Raw genomic sequence first — 2,905 nt, forward strand, 5'->3', positions numbered from 1 at the left:
AAATTATAGTGTTGCGGAATTAAGGTTAATTTGATTATCTTGTTTTTGATGGCTGTATTGCCAACCTATGCTCGTGGCAATCTGCATGATCAGTACAATCTGCAGCAACAGCAAGAAAAGAAAAAGAAAGAGCATACAGTGGAAGTTTATGGTGACGTGAAAGATTCGTTTACCCAAGCCTATCTGAAGGCTTTTGTCACGGTGATGGACAAGGACAGCAACGTGATAGATACCATGACTACGAGAGGAAGGGGAAAACGCCTCTTCTATTTTACCCGTGTTCCTGCACGTCCCGCTACTTATATCATCAAGGCAGAGTGTGATGGCTATGAGACGAAGTGCATCAATCATACCATTAAATATATTGCACGCAATAAAGAATTCTCATTCCCTTCGCTTTTGCTCAAGAAGAAATTCAATCAGGATGTTGCCCTCGACGACGTGGTGGTGACAGGTACCAAGGTGAAGCTGGCTTACCGTGGCGATACGCTTGTCTTTAACGCCAGCGCATTCAATGTGCCTGATGGCTCCATGCTCGACGCTCTTATAAGACAGATGCCGGGAGCTGAAATGAAGAGTAATGGCGATATTTACGTGAACGGCAAAAAGATAGATTATCTGCTCCTTAACGGAAAAGACTTTTTCAAGGGAAAGAACCAGGTGATGCTTGACAACCTTCCTTACTATACCGTAAAGGAACTGAAGGTGTATGACCGTTCTTCAGAAAAAAGCCGACTCATGGGTAAGGAAATGGAGAAGAAAGACTATGTGATGGATGTGGCCCTGAAGCGTGAGTACTCCCGTGGATACATCGCCAACATGGAGGCTGCCGGGGGTAGCGAAGACCGCTATCTGGCTCGTCTCTTCGGACTCTACTACACTGACAATTCACGAATCTCGGTATTTGGCAACCTGAATAACACGAACGAAACAAGACGACCGGGAAGTCAGGGCGACTGGTCGCCTTCCAACAGTCCGCAGGGACAGAAAACTACCCGCCAGGTGGGCGTTGACTTTAATACGTCATCGAAGAGTCAGATGATAAGAGAGCGTGGAAACGTAACGGTTGCTTGGGACAATACGCATGACTTGACCCACAGTTCGCAGGAGAATTTTGCCTCTACAGGCAATATCTTCGGTAGAAGTATCAGTGATTCGCGCAGCGACAACCATAGTTTCAACCTCTACAATAACTTCCAGGTGGATGGAAAGTTGGGAGTATGGTTGGATACCCGTATCGACTACTCCGACAGAAAGACTTCATCGACAAACCTCAGTGCTACCTATTCTGCCAACCCTGAAAGATGGGGTGATATCAGGCAGACCATCGATTCTACCTTTGCACAGAATGTTAGTGGCAGCTTGCATGACATCATCACCAACCGGTCGCTCTATCAGTCACGCTCAAAAGTACATGCATTCACAGGTAGTCAGCAAGCTCTGGCGTGGTATAAGTTGCCATGGGGTGACAGAATAACTCTGGGCATGTCTGGAAAGTATACCAGCTCCAAGCCAAACGAGTCTTTCAGCCTGAACCGCAATGAGTATTTCAAGACTGGCGAGAAGGATTTGCGTAACTATTACAACGACAGCAGACAGAACAGCTATGATATGAATGCCAGCTTGGATTATGAAATAGGATTTCCATATTCTAAATGGGCAATGTTTATAGGACCCAAATTTGCGCAGACCTATCAATCGGTGAAGGGCTTGAAATACCGCCTGGATGAGCTTGGCGGCGACTGGATAGCCAATCCGGAACTGATGTTCGCCACGCTGCCTTCTAACATGGAGCAGCTTTCGGGGGTGATAGACGAGGATGTGAGTAGAAGCTATCAAACGCTGAAAAAGAATACGGGTGGTGAACTTGCATTCCAAAGAAGTGGTCCTTCTTCGTACCTGGTTCTGTTGCTGAGCATTTCTGAAGAAAAGGAGCGACTTAATTACCATACATCGACTCTCGACACGATAGCCAGGAGAAGCCGTGTGGTATTCAGACCTACGTTCATGTACGGTTGTGATGACGATAAGAAGTCTATCAGCTTAACTTATTATATGCAGAGTCAGATGCCTGATTTCTTCAGCATCATGCCATACAGAGACAATTCGAATCCGCTGGCGGTGAGGGTGAACAATCCGGACCTGGAGAATTCGCTGTATCATCATTACGATGTAAACATCCGTTTCAACGGACTCAAGAATCAGCAGTATGTGGGATTCTTCGCCACGGGTAATTTCTATCACAATCTTGTGGGTACCCGCACTACTTATAATTCGCAGACGGGTGGCTACACCTATATGAGTGATAATATTGGTGGTGGCGGCAACTGGGATTTCTGGACAACGACATCTTATGGTGTGGCTCTTGACAAGGCTCGCTTGTTCCGTCTGGATTATCGTCTGTGGTTTAACGGTTTGCGCCGCAAGGATTTTGATATTGCTTACGATGATAATTCTACTCAGCTTTGCTATGTGCTCAGAACCGAGTTGGGAAACAGTTTGTACTTCAAGTATCAGAAAGACAAGTTGAGCATCAACTTGGGTGGAAAGGTGGAGTGGAAGCATGGTACGAGCGACCGCAGCAATTTCGAGAAATTGAATGCCTATGATTTTGAGTATGGTGGCAACATGACTTACACCTTGCCTCTGGGCATTTTGCTCTCTACCGACCTGAAGGAATATTGTAGGCGTGGTTACAGCGAGAAGTCGTTTAACACCAGTGATCTGGTATGGAATGCCTCGCTAGCCCGTTCGTTCTGCAAAGGCAAGCTGACGCTGAAGGCGGAGGCTTTTGATATTCTTCAGAATCTGTCGAGCACCGTGTATGAGGTGGGCGGACAGGGCAAGACCGAGAAATGGAACAATACCCTGCCAAGCTATGCGATGGTGCATTTGATGTATAAAT

The 2,905-nt window shown here is 46.5% G+C and carries 1 protein-coding gene; it reads left to right on the forward strand.

The features are described 5' to 3' along the window. Window positions 1-30: 30 nt before the first annotated feature. The coding region (locus DW657_RS17010) for an outer membrane beta-barrel protein (protein WP_147381994.1) at window positions 31-2,905 on the forward strand (2,875 nt) is incomplete at its 3' end.

Origin of the sequence: Prevotella sp. AM23-5 (genome assembly GCF_003473645.1) — a bacterium.
GTDB lineage: Bacteria > Bacteroidota > Bacteroidia > Bacteroidales > Bacteroidaceae > Prevotella > Prevotella copri_A.